The sequence below is a fragment of the Luteibacter sp. PvP120 genome (genome assembly GCF_054055715.1).
Window position 1 is genome coordinate 764832 of record NZ_JBSRXP010000002.1, and the last position, 18464, is coordinate 783295.

Sequence of the window (18464 nt, forward strand, 5' to 3'; positions counted from 1 at the left end):
AGCTATAACGCAGCCGGCACGCCATCCCCCTACCTCGCGGTGGGGATGGCGGCCTTCGGTTCGGCCCGGGCTTATTCGCCCAGGCCCAGCTCGGTGGCGAAGAACGTCAGCTGCAACGCGGCGTTGCCGACACGCTGGCTGAAGGGCGCCCCGATGCCGTGGCCGGCGTTCATGCGGGTCAGCAGCAGCACCGGCTGGCCCGAGGTCGTGGCATCCTGCAATGCGGCCGCGAACTTGCGCGATTGCCACGGCGCCACGCGCGGGTCGTTGGCGCCGGTGGCCAGCAGCACGGCCGGATACTTCGTGCCCGGCTTGACGTTGTGCAGCGGGGAATAGGCCAGCATGGCCCGGGCGACGGCAGGGTCCGTCGTGCTGCCGTACTCGCTGACGTTGTAGGGGCCGTTGGCGAAGGCGGTCATGTGGCGCGGCACATCGTAGATGCCCACGGCGCCCACCACGGCACGGTACTGCTCCGGGTGCTGCGTCAGGGCCGCACCCATCAGCAGGCCGCCGTTGCTGCCGCCCAGGATGCCCAGGTGCGCGCGATCGGTCCACTTCGTGTCCAGCAGCGCCTGCGATGCGGCATAGAAGTCGTCGAACACGTTCTGCTTGTTCTGCTTCTGGCCCTGCGCGTGCCAGGCCTCGCCGAACTCGTTGCCGCCGCGGATGTTCGCATAGGCCAGCACGCCGCCGCGCTCCAGCCAGGCGAGGTTGGCGCCGACGAACACCGGCGTCACCGGCAGCCCGAAACCGCCGTAGCTGTAGAGGATGGTCGGACGCTTGCCGTTGGGCGTGGTGCCTTCCATGGCAATGACGGTCACGGGGATCTTCGTGCCATCCTTCGACACGCCGTCGATGCGCGACACCTTCACCTTCGAGTAGTCGGCCGCCGCCTTCACCTCGAAGACGGTCTTCAGGGCACCGCTGGCGCCGTCGTATTCCACCCAGTGCGTGGGCGTGGTCCATCCGGCATAACTGAGCAGGGCTTTGTCCTGGCCGGCCTCGGAGGCCACGCCGCCGATGGTGATGCCGCTGGCCGGCAGGGGCACGCGGCGCACGAAACCGGCCTTGCCGTCGTACTGGTCGGCCCACCAGTCCGGCCCGACACTGCGGACCACCAGGAAGCCGTTGCCCAGCGCGGAGACATGCTGGATGGCGCCTTCGCCCTGGGCGAGCAGGTCGGTGGCCTTGCCGTCCGTGCCGATGGCCACCAGCTTGCCGCGCGGCGCGCCGGCAAAGCTGGCGACGACCAGGCGATCGCCTACCCAGGCGGCCGAGCGCGCGTCGGCGTCGCGGCCGAGAACGCGCTGGAACGTGCCGGTGCCCCGGCGCAGGTAGACCTCGGCGGGCCCGCCGTCGCCTTCGTTGGCGAGCAACGCGGTCGAGGCGCCGCCCTTGCCTTCCAGCAGGATGTATTCGGCCACGTGCGAATAGCCCTTGCCGAAGACCACACGGTCGGCGGTGGCGGGCTGGCCGAGCGTGTGATGCGCCAGCACGGCGTCGAACTCGCGCAGCGGTTGCCCCTTGGCGGGGGCCTCGAAGCGCGCGTAGGTGACACCCTTCTCGTCGGCATCCCAGGCCAGCGCCTGCGGGGTGGTGCCGCCGCCGGCCAGCGGCAGTAGGTCGGGCAGCGCCTTGCCGGTCGTGGTGTCCAGTACATGGATGGTGGTCAGCTCGCTACCGCCCTCGGCCGTACCGTAGGCCAGGTAACGGCCGCTCGGCGAGGGCCAGTACTCGGTGATGGCGGTGTTGCCATCGCTCTGGTTGGGATCGACCAGCGTGCGGGTCGGGCCATCCGGCCAGGCCTTGGCCACCAGCAGCGGCTGCGCCTGCGGCGGCGTGTTCTCGAAATAGAACAGCGTGCCGCCGGCCAGGGTCGGCGAACTGCGCGTGGTGGACGTGATGGCCAGTTCGCGCACCCGTGCGCTGAGGGCCTTGGCCAGCGGCATCGCGCCGATGGTGGCTTCGGTGTAGGCGTTCTGCGCGTCGATCCACTGCTTCACGTCCGGCGCATCGGGGTTTTCCAGCCAGCGGTACGGATCGTTGATCGCCTGCCCCGCCAGGGTCTCCGAGACCATGTGCTTCGGCGTGGCCGGCGGCGGAGGGGTGGTCGCCGCGGTGGCTGCGTGGGCGCCGTAGGCGACGAAGAGGCTGACGGCAAGCAGACGGGGAACGAAGGCGCGCATGGACTCTCTACTCCGGAACGGAAGGGAAATGCGAACGGCACACGATGCGTGAAACGAAAACGCTGCGTCAATCATGCCGTGTAGGAGCGCGCGATGCGCGCGACATGTTTTCGCGACACCTCGGGGCTGGCGCGCCAGCTCCGGGGCATGGCCTCAAAACATGTCGCGCGCATCGCGCGCTCCTACATGGGGCCGGACCGCATGCAGGAGTCGACCGTACGGGACCGGGCCTCAGGGTACGCCAGACGCCAGATTTTACGAAGACGTTACGCCCCCATGCCGGCGCGATACACCGTAAATATTGCGTAAGACGAACAATGCGCTCCGTCCTCTCCGCCGGAACGCACCCGTGGAACTTCTGTACGTCCTTCTCGTCATCGTGCTGTGCGCGCTGACGATCGGCTTCCTCATGATCTGCGACCGGCTTGGCCGGCGCTGAGGAATCCCCTATGTCCCTCGTCTACATCGTGGCCACGGCCATCGCGGTCGCCCTGACCGGCTACCTGTGCGTGGCCCTGCTCAAGCCGGAGTGGTTCGAATGACCGCCAACGGCATGCTCCAGATGGGTCTTTTCTTCGCCGTGCTGCTCGCCCTGGTCAAGCCGGTGGGCCAGTACATGGCCCTGGTCTTCTCCGACGAGCCGAACCGGGTCACCCGTTTCGGCGGCGGCATCGAGCGTTTCCTGTATCGCCTGGCCGGCATCCGTGCCGACGAGGACATGCGCTGGACGCGCTACGCCATCGCCATGCTGGTGTTCAACGTGGCGGGCCTGGCCATCGTCTACCTGCTGCAGCGCACGCAGCAGTGGTTGCCGCTGAACCCGCAGCACTTCGCGGCCGTCGCGCCCGATTCGGCGATGAACACCGCCATCAGCTTCGCCAGCAACACCAACTGGCAGGGCTACGCCGGCGAGTCGACCATGAGCTACCTCACCCAGGCGCTCGGCCTGTCGGTGCAGAACTTCCTCTCGGCGGCCACCGGTATCGCCGTGCTCATCGCCGTGGTCCGTGGCTTCAGCCGCCGCGCCGCCGCGGCCGTGGGCAACTTCTGGGTCGATGTGACCCGGGCCACCCTCTACGTGCTGCTGCCGTTCTCGCTGCTGCTGGCGCTGCTGCTGGTATCGCAGGGCGTGGTGCAGAACCTGGCCACCTACGTGGATGTCACCACGCTGCAGCACGGCACGCAGACCCTGCCGATGGGTCCGGCCGCCTCGCAGATCGCCATCAAGATGCTCGGCACCAACGGTGGCGGTTTCTTCAACGCCAACTCGGCGCACCCGTTCGAGAACCCCACGCCGTTCTCCAACTTCCTGCAGATGCTGTCGATCTTCCTGATCCCCGCATCGCTCTGCTACACCTTCGGCCGCATGGTCGGCGATCGTCGCCAGGGCTGGGCCATCCTGGCCACCATGCTGCTCATCTTCGTGCCGCTGGCCGTGGGCCTGGTGGCTGCGGAACAGGCCGGCAACCCGGTACTGCACGGCCTGGCCATCGACGCGCAGGCCTCGGCCACCCAGGCCGGCGGCAACATGGAAGGCAAGGAAACCCGCTTCGGCATCGCCGGCTCCGGCCTGTTCGCGGCAATCACCACGGCCGCGTCGTGCGGCGCGGTCAATGCGATGCACGATTCGCTCACCCCGCTGGGCGGCCTGGTGCCGATGTGGCTGATGCAGCTGGGTGAGGTGATCTTCGGCGGCGTCGGCTCCGGCCTGTACGGCATGCTGGCCTTCGCGGTGGTCGCCGTGTTCATCGCCGGGCTGATGGTCGGTCGCACGCCGGAATACCTCGGCAAGAAGATCGAGGCCTACGAGATGAAGATGGCCAGCCTGGCCGTGCTGTTGCCCTGCGCCCTGGTGGTGATCGGCACCGCCGTCGCGGTGATGTCACCCGCCGGTGTGGCCGGCGTGTCCAACCCGGGCGCGCACGGTTTCAGCGAAATGCTCTATGCGGTCAGCTCGGCGTCGAACAACAACGGCAGCGCCTTCGGTGGACTCTCGGCCAACACGCCCTTCTGGAACGTGCTGCTCGGAATCTGCATGTTCCTGGCGCGCTTCCCGCTGGCCATCGCCATGCTGGCCATGGCCGGGTCGCTCGCCGCCAAGCGCCACGTTCCCGCGTCCAGCGGAACCCTGCCGACGCACACGCCGCTGTTCGTCGCGCTGCTGGCCTGCGTCGTCATCGTCGTCGGCGCGCTTACCTTCCTTCCGGCACTGGCCCTCGGGCCCATCGCCGAACAACTGATGTCCGCCACGGGCCACTGATCCATGACTACGCAAGCCCACGACACACCGCGCGGTTTCGACCGCGCGCTGGTGACCCGCGCCCTCGGTGACGCCTTCCGCAAGCTCTCGCCGCGCCTGCAGTTCCGCAACCCGGTGATGTTCGTCGTCTTCGTCTGCAGCGTGCTGACCACCCTTTTGTGGGTGCAGGCACTGGCCGGCCACGGCGAAGCCTCCGCCACCTTCGTGTTCTGGGTGGCGCTGTGGCTGTGGTTCACCCTGTTGTTCGCCAACTTCGCCGAGGCGCTGGCCGAAGGCCGCGGCAAGGCCCAGGCCGACGCGTTGCGCGGTTCGCGCCGCGATGTCTCCGCGAAGAAGCTCGCCTCCGCCGATCGCGAGGCGGCGATCACTTTCACGCCGTCGAGCGAGCTGCGCACCGGCCACTTCGTACTGGTCGACGCCGGCGATACCGTGCCGGGCGACGGTGAAGTAGTGGTCGGCGCGGCCAGCGTGGACGAGAGCGCGATCACCGGCGAATCCGCGCCCGTGATCCGCGAATCCGGTGGCGACCGCAGCGCGGTGACCGGCGGTACCCGCGTGCTCTCCGACTGGCTGGTGGTGCGCATCACCAGCAACCCGGGCGAGAGCTTCCTCGACCGCATGATCTCGATGGTGGAAGGCGCCTCGCGGCGCAAGACGCCCAACGAGATCGCGCTGACCATCCTGCTGGCCAAGTTCACGCTGATCTTCCTGCTGGCCTGCGCCACGCTGCTGCCGTACTCGATCTACAGCGTGCAGGCGGCCGGCGTGGGCAGTCCGATCACGCTCACCGTGCTGATCGCCCTGCTCGTGTGCCTGATTCCCACCACCATCGGCGCCCTGCTCTCGGCCATCGGCATCGCCGGCATGGACCGGATGATCCGCGCCAACGTCATCGCCACGTCCGGACGTGCGGTGGAAGCCGCGGGCGATGTGGACGTGCTGCTGCTGGACAAGACCGGCACGATCACGCTGGGCAACCGCCAGGCCGTGGCCTTCCACCCGGCACCGGGCATCGAGGAGCGCGAACTGGCGGAAGCCGCGGAACTCGCTTCGCGTGCCGACGAAACGCCGGAAGGCCGCAGCATCGTCACCCTCGCCGCACGTTTCGTGGCGATGTCCACCGCCCGCCCTGCCAACGATCGCGATGCGGTGTTCGTGCCCTTTACCGCGCAGACCCGCATGAGCGGCGTCGATGTGGGCACGCGCCATGTCCGCAAGGGCGCCATGGATGCCGTGGAACGCTACCTGGATTCGCAGGACAGCCACATGCCGCCGCTGGTCCGCCGCATGGCCGAGGACGTTGCCCGTCGTGGCGCCACGCCGCTGATCGTGGTCGACGGCGCGCTCACCCTCGGTGTCGTGGAACTGAAGGATATCGTCAAGGAAGGCATCAAGGAGCGCTTCGCCGAGATGCGCCGCATGGGCATCCGCACGGTGATGGTCACCGGCGACAACCCGCTGACCGCCGCAGCCATTGCGGCCGAGGCCGGCGTGGACGACTTCCTCGCCGAGGCGACACCGGAAGCGAAGCTGAAGCTGATCCGCGACATCCAGGCCGAGAACCGCCTGGTCGCCATGTGCGGCGACGGCACCAACGACGCGCCGGCGCTGGCGCAGGCGGACGTCGCGGTGGCCATGAACAGCGGCACGCAGGCGGCCAAGGAAGCCGGCAACATGGTCGATCTGGATTCCAACCCGACCAAGCTGATCGAGGTGGTGGGCATCGGCAAGCAGATGCTGATCACCCGCGGCGCGCTGACCACCTTCTCCATCGCCAACGACATCGCGAAGTACTTCGCGATCATTCCCGCCGCGTTCGCCACCACGTATCCCGCGCTCAACACGCTGAACGTGATGCACCTGGCCACGCCGCAGAGCGCGATCCTGTCGGCGGTGATCTTCAATGCGCTGATCATCGTTTTCCTGATTCCGCTGGCGCTCAAGGGCGTGGCCTATCGCGCGCTCGGCGCCGCCGCGCTGCTGCGTCGCAACCTGCTGGTGTACGGGCTGGGCGGCGTGATCGTGCCCTTCATCGGCATCAAGCTGATCGACATGTTGCTGGTCCTGGTCGGACTGGCGTAACCCCCGAGGCCCACTGCCATGCATTGCGTGAAGCTCACCGTACTCATCGAAGACAGCGCCGACCTGGACATGGAAGTACGCGTCGTCGCCCCGGACACGCCTGCGCCGATGGCTCGCGCCACGGCAGTGACACCGATCGGCCTCGTGCGTACCGCTGCCGTGCCGTCGCCACCGCCGCGCCGCGACGAAGACGATTACGCCCTCGGCGGCTACGCCGGCATCTGAATCACCGCTTCACCCTCCCACCACCACCGACAAGGGGTCCCGAAAGGGATCGGTAAAACACGCCATGCGCACCACTCGTTACGCTTTTCTCGCTGCCCTGCTCGCCCTCGCGCCCGTCACCCGGGCCATGGCCGCTGGCAGCGACGACTGTTCCCAGGGCTTCGGCGCCCGCTTCGCCGCGGCCTACCGCGAAGATGCCCAGCCGGCCGACCCGAACGCACCCGCGCCGGCCCGGCGCGGCCTGGATTCGCCGCTGCCCTCGCCGCCGTTTCCGTCCGCCGAATGGCAGCTGGGCGGCGTGGCCTACCCGATCGGCGTGCCCAACCTGAATTCGCAGTATCCGCTGGAAAAGGCCATGGCCTGCAACCGCGTGGGCCGCTGGATGAAGGACAACCGTATCGAGGTGTACGGCTGGCTCAACGCGTCCGCCAACCTGAGCAGCTCGTCGCACACGAACTACCCGTTGTCGTACGCCGTGCGCCCGAACCGCGTGGAATTCAACCAGGCGCTGCTGCGCATCGAGCGGTTGCCGGACACCGTGCAGACCGATCATGTGGACTGGGGCTTCCACCTGGATAACCTCTACGGCTACGACTACCACTTCACCACGATGAAAGGCGTGCTCAGCAACCAGTTGCTGAACAATCCCAAGCCCGACCAGCCGCTCAACGGCAAGATCAACGGCTACGACCCGATGCTGTTCTACGGGGACATCTACCTGCCGCATATCGCCGAGGGCATGGTGGTGCGCATCGGTCGCTGGCTGTCGCTGCCGGACATCGAGGCGCAGTTCTCGCCCAACAACTACCTGGTGACGCATTCCATCCTCTACACGGTGGACCCGTATACGCAGATGGGCGTGATGACCACGACGCGCCTCAACGCGCAGTGGACCGTGCAGGTGGGCATCAACGGCGGCAACGATACGGCGGTGTGGAACCACCAGGCGCGCCCCACGCTGCAGGCCTGCGTGCGCTGGGTGTCGGCGGATAACAACGACATGATTTATCCCTGCGCGAACAGCGTCAACGGTTCCGACTACAACTACAACAACGTGCAGATGTACGTCACCACCTGGGGCCACCGCTTCAGCGACAGCGTGCACATCCTCACCGAGGCGTACTACATGTACGGCCGGCAGATTCCGGGTTATGGCCCGGGCTTCGACAACCAGGTGGCCGGTTCGTCGCCGCTGCCGGGCAAGGCCGCGGAGTACGGCATCGTCAACTACCTCAACGTGGCGATCGATCCGAAGAACATGATCTCGTTCCGCAACGAGTTCTACAACGACCAGAAGGGCCAGCGCACCGGCTTCCCCACGCGTTACACCAGCCACACGCTGGGCATGACGCACTGGGTGACCCAGGACCTGGAGATCCGCCCCGAGCTGCGCTACGAGAAGTCGTACGACGTCGACGCGTATGACGGCGGGCGCAAGGACAACCAGGTGACCGCGCTCGTCGACGCGATCTGGCACTACTGAGGAAACACGTCATGACCACCCTGCTGCGCAATGCCATCGTCCTGCTCCTGCTGATGACCGCGGTCACCGGCGTCGCCTATCCGGCCGTGGTCGGTGGCCTCGCCGCGGTGCTGTTCCCGGCCCAGGCCGCGGGCAGCCTGGTCGAGCGTGACCACGTGCCGGTCGGCTCCGCGCTGATCGGCCAGTCGTTCACCGCACCGCGTTACATCTGGGGCCGCCCGTCGGCCACGACGCCCGTACCGAACAACGCCGCCGCGTCCACCGGTTCGAACCTGGGGCCGAGCAACCCGGCGCTGGCCGATGCGGTGAAACAACGGATTGCCGCGCTGCGCGCCGCCGATCCGGGCAACGATGCGCCGGTGCCGGTGGATCTGGTCACGGCCTCGGCCAGCGGACTGGATCCGGAGATCAGCCCGGCCGCAGCCACGTTCCAGGCCAACCGTGTCGCCCGTGCGCGGCAGCTGCCCGTGGACACCGTGCGCCGGTTGATCGCCGAGAACACTCAGGGTCGCCAGTTCGGCCTGCTCGGCGAGCCTCGGGTCAACGTGCTGGCGCTCAACCTGGCGCTGGATGCCGCGACGCGCTGACCGGTTCCGCTACTCTTGTCCCACTCCTCCCGGCCACACCCCATGAACGATGTGCGAGACGCCCGCGCCGACGCGCTGCTCAACGCGGTGAACGAGGAGGACGGCCAGCGGCTGAAGATCTTCCTCGGTGCCGCGCCCGGCGTGGGCAAGACCTTCGCCATGCTCTCGGCGGCGCGGGACCTGAAGCGCCAGGGCATCGACGTGGTGGTGGGCCTGGTGGAGACGCATGGCCGCAGCGAGACGGCGGCCCTGCTGGAGGGCATCGAGGTACTGCCGACGCGGCCGGTGCGCTATGCCGGTCGCGAGTTCCGTGAGTTCGACCTGGAGGCCGCGCTGGCGCGCAAGCCGGCGGTGATACTCGTCGACGAACTGGCCCACACCAACCTGCCCGGCGGTCGCCACGCGCGGCGTTGGCAGGACATCGCCGAACTGCTCGATGCCGGCCTGGAGGTCTACACCGCACTCAACGTGCAGCATGTGGAAAGCCTCAACGACCAGGTGCGCCGGATCACCAACGTGGCGGTGCGCGAGACGGTGCCCGACGCGTTCCTCGACCGCGCGCGCGACATCGTGCTGATCGACCTGCCGCCGCGCGAACTGATCGCCCGGTTGAAGCAGGGCAAGGTGTACGTGCCGGAAACCGCCGCCGTGGCGCTGGATGCCTTCTTCTCGCCGACCAACCTGGCCGCCCTGCGCGAGCTGGCGGTGGAGACGGTGGCCTCGCACGTGGACAGCGACCTGCGCGAGCACATGCTGGCGCGCGGCGATGCGATGCCGGTGCGCCGGCGGGTCATGGCGGCCATCGACGGGCACGGGCAGAGCGAATACCTGGTGCGGATCACGCGCCGCATCGCCGAGCGCCGCGGGGCCCCGTGGAGCGTGCTGTTCGTCGATCGTGGCGGCGGCATGGACGGCGCGCGCCGCGAGCGCGTGGATGCGGCGATGCGCCTGGCCCGCCGCCTCGGCGGCGAAGCGGTGATCCTGCGCGGCCATGCCGTGGCCGACGAACTGATGGCCTGGGCCGACCGCGAAGGCGTCGGCCAGATCATCGTCGGCCGCACGCGCGAACGGCCCATCGCGCGCCGGCTGGGCTATTCGCTCACGCAGCAGTTGCTCACGCGCGGCGCGCACCTGGAACTGACCATCGTGGCCACGCCGACGCAGCGCGCGCAGTCGCGGCGGCGGCTGCGCGTGGAGGATGCGGGGTCGCGCCGCGACTACGGCTTCGCCACGGCCACCATCGCGGTGGCGATGGCGTTGTCGTTCATCGCCGACCGCTTCCTCTCGGTGGCCAACCTCTCGCTGATCTTCCTCACGGCGGTGCTGATCGTGGCGGTGCGCACGCGCATGGCCGTCGCGGTCTATGCCGCACTGCTCAGTTTCCTCGGTTACAACTTCTTCTTCGCGCCGCCGCGCTACACGCTGGCCATCGCCAACGCGGACGACGTGCTGGCGGTCACCCTGTTCCTTGTCGCGGCGCTGGTCTGCAGCCGCCTGGCTACCCGGTTGGCCGGGCAGGTGACCTCGCTGCGTGCAGCGCAGGTGCGTGGCCGGGCACTGGTGGCGCTGGGCCAGCAGCTGGCCACCAGCGCGGATGCCGACGCCGTGCGCGTCGCAGGCGCGCAGGCGCTGGCCCGTGCGCTGGACATCGATGTCGCCCTCCTGGCCCGCGATGCCTCGGGGGCCCTGGCGGTCGCCAGTGCCGCGCCCGCACCGTTTCCGCTATCGGCCCAGGACATGGCCGCGGCGGACTGGTGCGAAAGCCATGCCGAGCCCGCGGGTCGCTATACCGACACGCTGCACGGTGCGTCGTGCTGGGTGCTGCCGCTGGGCAGCGAGCAGCAGCGCGGCGGCGTGGCGGCGCTTCGTTTCCCGCAGGGCACCCGCGAGCCGGATGCCGATCGCCGTGGCCTGGCGCTGGCGATGATCCAGGATATCGGGCAGGCGCTGGACCGCGCGCGCCTGGCCAGCGAGCTGGAAAGCGCGCGCGTGCAGGGCGAGACCGAGCGCCTGCGCAACGCGCTGCTGTCGTCGGTCTCGCACGACCTGCGCTCCCCGCTGGCGTCCATGATCGGTTCTGCCGGCACGCTGCTCAGCTACGAGGACCAGCTTCCGGCCAGTGAGCGTCACGAACTGTTGCAGGCCATCCTCGGCGAGGGCCAGCGACTGGATCGCTACATCCAGAACCTGCTGGACATGACCCGCCTCGGCCACGGCACGCTCAAGCTCACGCGAGACTGGGTGGATGCGGGCGAGATCGTCGCCGCCGCGGTGTCGCGCATGCGCAAGCTGTTTCCCGAGGTGCGCGTCGACGTGCACCTGCCGCGCGATACGATCCTGCTGCACGTGCATCCGGCCCTGGTCGAACAGGCGCTGTTCAACATCCTGGAGAACGCCGGCCGCTTCACGCCGCCCGGCGAGCCGGTGCGGGTCACGGTCAGCAGCGAGGTCGGTCGCCTGCGCGTCGACGTAGCCGACCGGGGCCCGGGTATTCCGGAGGACGAGCGCGCGCGGATCTTCGACATGTTCTATTCGGTCTCGCGGGGCGATCGCGGCGGCAAGGGCACCGGGCTGGGCCTGGCGATCTGCCGCGGGATGATCGGTGCGCACGGTGGCAGCGTGGAGGCCTTGCCCCACGTCGGCGGAGGTACGACCATCCGGGTCTCGCTGCCCCTGCCGCCGCCCCCCGACGAGACCGCATGACTCCGACTCCCTCGGCTCCCCGTGTCCTGGTGATCGACGACGAGGCGCAGATCCGCCGCTTCCTGGACATCGGCCTGCGCGCCGAGGGCTACCAGGTACTGCTGGCCGCCACCGGCCAGGAGGGCCTGGGCCTGGCGGCCACGCAGTCGCCCGATGTGGTGGTGCTCGATATCGGCCTGCCCGACCTGGAAGGCCACGACGTGCTGCGCGAGATCCGCCAGTGGAGCCAGGTACCCGTGTTGATGCTGTCGGTGCGCGACACCGAGGCCGAGAAGGTCCGCGCGCTGGATGGCGGTGCCAACGATTACGTGACCAAGCCGTTCGGCATCCAGGAGCTGATGGCGCGCCTGCGCGTGCTGCTGCGCCAGGCGGCCCGCGGCGGCGAGGCCGAAGCCGCCGTGCGCTACGACGACGGTCGCCTCGCCGTGGACCTGGCCCGGCGCGAGGTGCTGCTCGACGGCACGGTCGTAGCGCTCACGCGCAAGGAATTCGCCGTGCTGTCGCTGCTGGTGCGGCATCCGGGTCGGGTGGTCAGCCAGCAGCAGATCCTGCGTGACGTGTGGGGGCCTACCCATACCCAGGACACGCATTACCTGCGCATCGTGATGGGCAAGCTGCGGCAGAAACTGGGCGACGACCCGGCCGCGCCGCGCTGGCTGAAAACCGAACCCGGCGTGGGCTACCGTTTTCCGGCCAGCTGAGCCGACCGCAGCGGACCCACCGGGGCACCGCCCGACTCAGGCGCCGGCCGCCTGCCTGGCGAGGTAGCGCCCCGGGGAATCGCCGAACGCCTTGCGGAACATCGCCACGAATGCGCTCGGCGTCGCGTAGCCCAGCGCATCGGACACCACGGCCACCGGCTCGCCCGTGGCCAGCCGTTCCAGCGCGCGGGTCAGGCGCGCCTGCTGGCGCCACTGCGCCACGCTGCACTGGGTTTCCTGGCGGAAGATGCGCGTCAGCGTGCGTGTGGACATGCCGGCCCAGGCCGCCCACTCCTCGATGCTGCGGGTGTCCTCGGGGTGTTCGAACATGGCGACGGCCACGCGGCGCAGGCGGCGGTCGATCGGCATGGGCAGGTGCAGCGACTCCACCGGCGCACGCTGCAATTCGTCCAGCAACACCGCAAACAGGCGCTCCCGCGCCGGATCGGGCGCGAAGATCTCGACCGGCCAGGTGGCCGCGCGCTTGATGATGGAGCGGACCAGGTCGTTGACGCCGACCACGCAGGGGCGGTCCGGCAGGCCGACCGCCGCGCAGGGCGCGATGAAGACGCCCCAGGCATGGGTCGGGCCGGTCATGCTCACCGTGTGCATCGTGCCGGGCGGCATCCAGCCGGCGCGGTGCGGCGGCAGCAGGTAGGAGCCATGCTCCGTGCGATTGGTGACGAAGCCTTCTTCCACGTAGAAGAACTGGCCGCGCACATGGCTGTGCCAGTCGACCTCCATCAGCGGCAACGCGCCGCGTGCCTCGTAGGCGACCAACGGCGGGCCGTCGGCTCGTTCGAGCAGGGCGTGGATCACCTCGTGGTCCCGGCTGGAATGCATGTTGGCCGATCCTCGCTATAAATTGGCCGAGTAACGATATCAGGCCTATACCCGTCATGGCTAATATCTGCCTACTCAAGTATCTGTACGTCTGCCGCCGAAACCTGCGGCCCCAGGCGGGATACCCGACGAAGGAGACACCCATGATCCGTCTCGTCACAAGTGATTTCAGCGAGGCCGGCGAAGGCCAGGAAGCCGGCGAAGCCCTGGTGACCTTCGTTGCCTGCGCCCACGCCATGCTCGACCACGGTACGCCGGAGGACCAGGTCAGGCGCCTGGAACCGAGGCTGCTGGCCCAGTTGCCCACCCTGAGGGCGCTGGGCGTCTTCGACCTGTTCGAGGTGCGCGACCCGGCCCTGGCGGCCCTTCTGGCCGATGAGGCATGAGGTAAAACCGTCACGGTAATATATGCCGAACGCATATTTGCCTTGACAACTATATTCGGGGCAATAGAATGCGTGGCATGGCCATGCCGTCTTTCCCGATCTGCGACACGCCCGACAGCCTCGGTGCCCTGATCGGCATGGTGCGCAGCGAAATTGTCCGGGCGATCGAGTCCGACCTGGCCGCCCAGGGCACGGACCTGAAGTTCACGCAGTTCCACGTGCTCAAGCGCCTGGCCACCGCCGGTCCGATGACCGCCACGGAACTGGCGCGTGCCGTGGACCTGGACGGCGGCGCCATGACACGCCAGCTGGACCAGCTGGAAACCAAGGGATACCTGCGCCGCCAGCCGCACGAGCAGGACCGCCGCGCGCTGCGCATCGACCTTACCGAGGCCGGCGTGGCGCTGTGGAAACACTTGCATGAAAGCAACCTCGCCACCCTGGAACGCGCCCAGAAAACGCTGACCCAGGACGAGCGCGACCAGCTGCACGACTACCTGGGGCGCGTGCTCAACGCGCTTCGCGAAAAGAACTGAACTTACGTCCGAGGCAAAACGCAATGCGTCTGCACACACTCGTGGCGGCCGTCGGGGCCGCGTTGATCCTCTCCGGCTGCGTCACCAGCCGTGGCCTGGATCCGCAAGGCACGCTGACCGATCCGTCCACACTTCACGCCGGCCGCAGCCTGGCGAAGGTTCCCGTCTCCCCGGCCGGCTGGCCGGCGGCCGACTGGTGGACCGGACTGGGCGATAGCCAGCTCACCTCGCTGATCGAGGAAGCCCTGAAGGAGAACCCCGACCTGGCCACGGCCAGCGCCCGTGTGCGCCAGGCGCAGGCGCAGGCCGGTTCGGCCGATGCCACGCGCAGTCCCACGCTCAGCGTGGGCGGCGGCGTGGCCGGCGCACACCTGCCGGGTTCGTTGCTGCCCGACCCGCCGGGCAACCACTTCTCGTGGACCAAGTACGGCTACGGCAACTTCAACTGGGACCTGGACCTGTGGGGCGGCCGTCGCGCCGCCTTCGAGGCGGCCGTGGGCTCGCAGCGCGCGGCCGAGGTGGACATGCGCGCCGCGCGCATCGAGATCTCGACCAACGTCGCCCGCGCCTACGTGCAACTCGGCTACGGCTTCACCCAGCTGGACGTGGCCCACGCCGAGCTGGACCGCACCCATGCGTCGCAGAAGCTGACCGTGCAGCGCGTCGCCGCGGGCGTCGACAACCAGATGCAGGTCAAGCAGGCGGACAGCGAAGTGGCGTCGGCCGAGCGCGAGGTGGCGGTGGCGCAGCGTGCCATCGACAGCGCGCGCAGCTCGCTCAGCGTGCTGCTGGGCAAGGGCCCCGATCGTGGCCTGGACATCGTGCGTCCCGCCGCCTTGAGCCCGGCCGCCGTCGCCATCCCGGCCAACCTGCCGGCCGACCTGCTCGGCCACCGTGCCGACCTGGTCGCCGCGCGCTGGCGCGTCGAAGCCGCCTCGAAGGACATCGTCTCGGCCAAGGCGCGCTTCCTGCCCAACGTGACGCTGGGCGTGCTCGCGGCGCAGCTGGCCGGCGGATCGGAAAACCTGTTCGCCTCGCAGGCGCGCTTCTGGCAGGTGCTGCCCGCGTTCTCGCTGCCCATCTTCGACGGTGGCCGCCTGCGCGCCAACCTGGCCGGCAAGGATGCGGACTACGACCTGGCCGTCGCGCAATACAACACCACCCTGGTGCGTGCGCTCAACGAAGTGCAGGACGAACTTTCCGCGCTCGACTCCCTGGCGACGCAGATCCAGGCCCAGCAGCGGGCGCAGGACGCGGCGCAGCAGGCGTACGACCTGTCGCAGCAGCGCTACAAGGCCGGCGTCGGCAGCTACCTGGAGTCGCTGGTGGTACGCCAGCAGCTGCTCGAGGCCGAGCAGCGCACGGCGTCGCTGAAAGCACAGCAGGTCGATACCTCCGTCCAACTGATCCAGGCGCTGGGTGGCGGGTTCCGCCCCTCGGCCGACGACGCATCCGTCGCGACCGCCAGCACGCCGGCAACCCCTTAAGAAATCGTCCCGAGGCCGCTTCCGATGTCACAAGAAACCACCGCCCCCGCCGGCGCCGTCGTCGCGCCGCCCCCGAAGAGCCGTCGCGGGTTCTTCCTCAAACTGCTGTTGCTCGTGGTCGTCCTCGCCCTCATCGGCTGGGTGATCTGGTACTTCGTGGACGGTCGCTGGTATGAAGATACCGACGACGCCTACGTCAACGGCAACGTGGTGCAGATCACCCCGCAGATCGCCGGCACGGTCACCTCGATCGGTGCCGACGACGGCGACCTGGTCCACCAGGGCGACGTGCTGGTCAAGCTCGATCCCAGCGACGCCGAGGTCGCGCTCGAGAGCGCGCGTGCCAACCTGGCCAACACCGTGCGTCGCGTGCGTGGCCTGTACAACAACGTGACCTCGGCGCAGGCCGATGTCGCGGTACGCCAGACCGCGGTGGACCGTGCGCGGCAGGACTACAACCGCCGCCGCGACCTCGCCAAGACAGGGGCCATCTCCGCCGAGGAACTCTCGCACGCCGCCGACACGCTGACCTCCGCGGAAAGCAGCCTGGCCTCCGCGAAACAGTCCTACAGCAGCAACAAGGTGCTGGTCGACGACACCGTCGTCTCGTCCCATCCGGATGTGCGTGCCGCCGCCGCGAAGCTGCGTTCGGCCTACCTCGACTTCGTGCGCGCGACCCTGGTCGCCCCGGTGGATGGTTACGTTGCCAAGCGCAGCGTGCAGGTCGGCCAGCGCGTGCAGCCGGGCGCGGCCCTGATGGCCGTGGTGCCGTTGCACGAGGTGTGGATCGACGCCAACTTCAAGGAAACCCAGCTGACCCACATGCGCATCGGCCAGCCGGTGGACGTCACGGCCGACGTGTACGGCGGCGACACCGTGTACAAGGCGAAGATCCGCAGCCTGGGCGTCGGCAGCGGCAGCGCGTTCTCCATCCTGCCGGCGCAGAACGCCACGGGTAACTGGATCAAGATCGTGCAGCGCGTACCGGTGCGCGTGGTGTTCACCGATCCCAAGCAGCTGGACGACAAGCCGCTGCGCCTGGGCCTGTCGACCAAGGTCACGGTGTCGCTGCACGACCAGGGCGGCGCGTTGCTGGCGAAGCAGTCGCCCACGCAGCCCGAGTTCAGCACGCCGATCTACGACAAGCAGCTGGCCGATGCCGACAAGGACATCGCGCGCGTGATCCACGAGAACACGTCCGCGGGTGAAGGCGCCGAGCAGCAGGCCCCGAAGTAAGGGAGAGGGCTCATGAGCACCGAATTTCGACCGCCCAACCTGGCGCTGTCCACGGTCGGGCTATCGCTCGCGACCTTCATGCAGGTGCTCGATACGACGATCGCCAACGTGTCGCTGCCCACGATTGCGGGCAACCTGGGCGTCAGCTCCAACCAGAGCACGTGGGTGATCACCTCGTTCGCGGTGAGCAACGCCATCGCGCTGCCGCTCACCGGCTTCCTCACCCGTCGCTTCGGTGAGACCAAGCTGTTCGTGTGGGCCACGCTGCTGTTCTCGCTGGCGTCGTTCCTGTGCGGCATCGCGCAGAGCATGACGATGCTGATCGTGTTCCGCGCCATCCAGGGTGCGGTGGCCGGCCCGATGTACCCGATCACGCAGAGCCTGCTGATCTCGATCTATCCACCGGCCAAACGCGGCATGGCGCTCGCGCTGCTGGCAATGGTCACCGTGGTGGCGCCCATCGCCGGGCCGATCCTCGGCGGCTGGATCACCGACAACTACACCTGGCCGTGGATCTTCTTCATCAACGTGCCCATCGGCATGTTCGCCAGCTTCGTGGTGGCCAACCAGATGAAGGGCCGGCCGGAAGTGACCGAGAAGCCTAAGGTCGACTACGTGGGCCTGATCACGCTCATCATCGGTGTGGGTGCCTTGCAGGTGGTGCTCGACAAGGGTAACGACGAGGACTGGTTCAACTCGCCCTTCATCGTGGTGACCGCGATCGTCGCCGCCATCGGCCTGGCCGTGTTCCTGATCTGGGAACTGACCGACAAGGACCCGATCGTCAACCTGAAGCTGTTCCGCCATCGCAACTTCGCCATGGGCACCCTGTGCCTGGTGCTGGCCTATGCGGCGTTCTTCGCCATCGGCCTGCTGGTGCCGCAGTGGTTGCAACGGAACGTGGGTTATACCTCGACCTGGGCAGGCCTGGCGGCGGCGCCGCTGGGCATCATTCCAGTGATCCTCACGCCGTTCGTGGGTAAGTATGCGCACAAGTTCGACCTGCGCGTCCTGGCCTCGGGCGCGTTCCTGGTCATGGGCGCGACCTGCTTCATGCGCTCGGACTTCTACCTGCAGGTGGACTTCTACAGCGTGGCGATGGTCCAGCTGATCCAGGGCCTGGGCGTGGCGTTGTTCTTCATGCCGGTGCTGAGCATCCTGCTGTCGGACCTGCAACCCCGGGAAATCGCCGCGGGCTCCGGCCTGGCGACCTTCCTGCGTACGCTGGGCGGCAGCTTCGCCGCGTCGCTCACTACGTTCCTGTGGGATCGTCGGGCCATCGTGCACCACGAGCGCCTGGCGGAGAACTTCACCCCGTTCAATCCCAACACCACGCAGGCCATGGCCCAGATAGGGGGCGGCGATCCGCAGTACGCCGCTTCGTCGGTCAACGCGATGATCACCAACCAGGCGTACCAGATCTCGTTCAACGAGGTGTTCTACCTGCTGGGTTTCGTCTTCGTCGCGCTGATCTTCGTGGTCTGGCTGGCCAAGCCGCCGTTCGCGGCCAAGGCGGGACCGGCGGCTTCTGGGCATTGAGGGGGGCGGCTCGCCTTCGGCTTTGCGTTTGGCGTTGAAGCCTTGAAGCCTTGAAGCCTTGAAGCCGTGGTGTCGTGGTGTCGTGGAGCAAGAGCCGGCGGGTAGCCCCCTCGGTGCCACGCCTGCGGCGACCCGTCAATGAAGGGCCGCGTGCGCGGCCGTTTATTGATTGCCCTACGGGCCCGGGTCGGGCTTCGAACGGGGATTTTC

The 18464-nt window shown here is 68.3% G+C and carries 15 protein-coding genes; 13 read left to right on the forward strand and 2 right to left on the reverse strand.

Features of this window, described 5'->3' with window-relative positions; all coding sequences use genetic code 11:
• Positions 1–71: 71 nt before the first annotated feature.
• Positions 72–2186, reverse strand: coding sequence for a prolyl oligopeptidase family serine peptidase (locus ACVKN3_RS07275; RefSeq protein ID WP_285403375.1), 2115 nt, complete (start codon positions 2184–2186; stop codon positions 72–74).
• Positions 2187–2635: 449 nt separating this feature from the next.
• Between ACVKN3_RS07275 and kdpF the strand changes: the two genes are divergently transcribed.
• From kdpF to ACVKN3_RS07315, 8 genes are all read left to right on the forward strand, one after another.
• Positions 2636–2728, forward strand: coding sequence for a K(+)-transporting ATPase subunit F (kdpF, locus tag ACVKN3_RS07280; RefSeq protein ID WP_081908594.1), 93 nt, complete (start codon positions 2636–2638; stop codon positions 2726–2728).
• Positions 2725–4446, forward strand: coding sequence for a potassium-transporting ATPase subunit KdpA (kdpA, locus tag ACVKN3_RS07285; RefSeq protein WP_285403374.1), 1722 nt, complete (start codon positions 2725–2727; stop codon positions 4444–4446). Before kdpF ends, kdpA begins: the two co-directional genes overlap by 4 nt.
• Positions 4447–4449: 3 nt before the next feature.
• On the forward strand, positions 4450–6528 hold the full coding sequence (gene kdpB, locus ACVKN3_RS07290; RefSeq protein WP_285403373.1) for a potassium-transporting ATPase subunit KdpB: 2079 nt from the start codon (positions 4450–4452) through the stop codon (positions 6526–6528).
• 18 nt (positions 6529–6546) lie between these two features.
• Positions 6547–6753: a hypothetical protein gene (locus ACVKN3_RS07295; RefSeq protein WP_285403372.1), complete on the forward strand. Its 207-nt coding sequence runs from the start codon at positions 6547–6549 to the stop codon at positions 6751–6753.
• 64 nt (positions 6754–6817) lie between these two features.
• The gene (locus tag ACVKN3_RS07300) at positions 6818–8236 is read left to right on the forward strand and encodes an outer membrane beta-barrel protein (protein WP_354515589.1); all 1419 of its coding nucleotides are present in this window, start codon (positions 6818–6820) and stop codon (positions 8234–8236) included.
• A gap of 11 nt (positions 8237–8247) precedes the next feature.
• The gene (gene kdpC, locus ACVKN3_RS07305) at positions 8248–8823 is read left to right on the forward strand and encodes a potassium-transporting ATPase subunit KdpC (RefSeq protein ID WP_354515587.1); all 576 of its coding nucleotides are present in this window, start codon (positions 8248–8250) and stop codon (positions 8821–8823) included.
• 42 nt (positions 8824–8865) lie between these two features.
• Positions 8866–11526 carry a sensor histidine kinase gene (locus ACVKN3_RS07310; RefSeq protein WP_285403369.1) on the forward strand — a complete coding sequence of 887 codons (2661 nt, stop codon included), beginning with the start codon at positions 8866–8868 and terminating at the stop codon, positions 11524–11526.
• The gene (locus ACVKN3_RS07315; protein WP_285403368.1) at positions 11523–12227 is read left to right on the forward strand and encodes a response regulator; all 705 of its coding nucleotides are present in this window, start codon (positions 11523–11525) and stop codon (positions 12225–12227) included. Before ACVKN3_RS07310 ends, ACVKN3_RS07315 begins: the two co-directional genes overlap by 4 nt.
• A 36-nt stretch (positions 12228–12263) precedes the next feature.
• On the opposite strand, the gene ACVKN3_RS07320 is transcribed toward ACVKN3_RS07315, so the two are convergent.
• A complete protein-coding gene (locus tag ACVKN3_RS07320) occupies positions 12264–13070 on the reverse strand; it encodes an AraC family transcriptional regulator (protein WP_285403367.1) in 807 nt (268 codons plus the stop codon).
• Between the two features lie 143 nt (positions 13071–13213).
• On the opposite strand from ACVKN3_RS07320, the gene ACVKN3_RS07325 reads away from it, so the two are divergent.
• The 5 genes from ACVKN3_RS07325 (at position 13214) to ACVKN3_RS07345 (ending at position 18254) form a co-directional block, all read left to right on the forward strand.
• Positions 13214–13456: a hypothetical protein gene (locus tag ACVKN3_RS07325; protein ID WP_285403366.1), complete on the forward strand. Its 243-nt coding sequence runs from the start codon at positions 13214–13216 to the stop codon at positions 13454–13456.
• A 77-nt stretch (positions 13457–13533) separates the two neighbouring features.
• Positions 13534–13992: a MarR family winged helix-turn-helix transcriptional regulator gene (locus tag ACVKN3_RS07330; protein ID WP_285403365.1), complete on the forward strand. Its 459-nt coding sequence runs from the start codon at positions 13534–13536 to the stop codon at positions 13990–13992.
• Positions 13993–14015: 23 nt separating this feature from the next.
• Entirely contained in the window at positions 14016–15479 is a 1464-nt protein-coding gene (locus tag ACVKN3_RS07335; RefSeq protein WP_285403364.1) for an efflux transporter outer membrane subunit, read from the forward strand.
• Positions 15480–15503: 24 nt separating this feature from the next.
• The gene (locus tag ACVKN3_RS07340; protein ID WP_354515583.1) at positions 15504–16715 is read left to right on the forward strand and encodes an efflux RND transporter periplasmic adaptor subunit; all 1212 of its coding nucleotides are present in this window, start codon (positions 15504–15506) and stop codon (positions 16713–16715) included.
• A gap of 12 nt (positions 16716–16727) precedes the next feature.
• Entirely contained in the window at positions 16728–18254 is a 1527-nt protein-coding gene (locus ACVKN3_RS07345) for a DHA2 family efflux MFS transporter permease subunit (RefSeq protein ID WP_354515581.1), read from the forward strand.
• Positions 18255–18464: the final 210 nt, after the last annotated feature.